The following is a 550-nucleotide window of genomic DNA, read 5'->3' on the forward strand; positions in this document are numbered from 1 at the left end:
TCAGGACATTAGCCGCACAAAAGGGGGCTGAACAGCAAATTACACTTGGTAGTTGACGAGTACGGGATACCGGCAAGCGGCATTGTGACAAGCGGTACTGTCGCGGACTGCAGCCAAGCGCCTCTCCTTATGGAGGATTTGGAAGCGGAAGCGTTCCTTGCGGACAAAGCGTATGACACGAACGAACTGCTCGATATGCTTAAGGAAGCGGATATAGCAGCAGTCATCCCTCCGGTTAAAAGCCGGAAAGAGCAAAGAGCGTACAGTCATGAACTGTATCGGGCACGGCACGTCATTGAAAACGTCTTCCGTGCCCTCAAGCGCCGGCGGGGAATTGCTACGCGCTATGCAAAGCTCACCGCTTCCTTCATAGCCGCTATTCATGTCAGGTGTTTATTCCTCTATCTTCCAGTCCACACTACCTAGGCTAGGCAGTGTGGACTGGATAAAGGGAAAGAGGTAAAAAAGGAGCATGAAAAGAAAAGAAGGCATACACCGGCACGATATAAGCGACGAGGCGTGGGAACAGATAAAAGACCTGCTGCCCGGA

General features: G+C 51.8%; 1 protein-coding gene. It reads left to right on the top strand.

Annotated elements, in window-relative coordinates; all coding sequences use genetic code 11:
* The first annotated feature begins 27 nt into the window (after positions 1-27).
* Positions 28-426, top strand: coding sequence for a transposase (locus tag AWU74_RS07650; protein WP_306701080.1), 399 nt, complete (start codon positions 28-30; stop codon positions 424-426).
* Positions 427-550: the final 124 nt, after the last annotated feature.

This window comes from Treponema endosymbiont of Eucomonympha sp. (assembly GCF_001028545.1).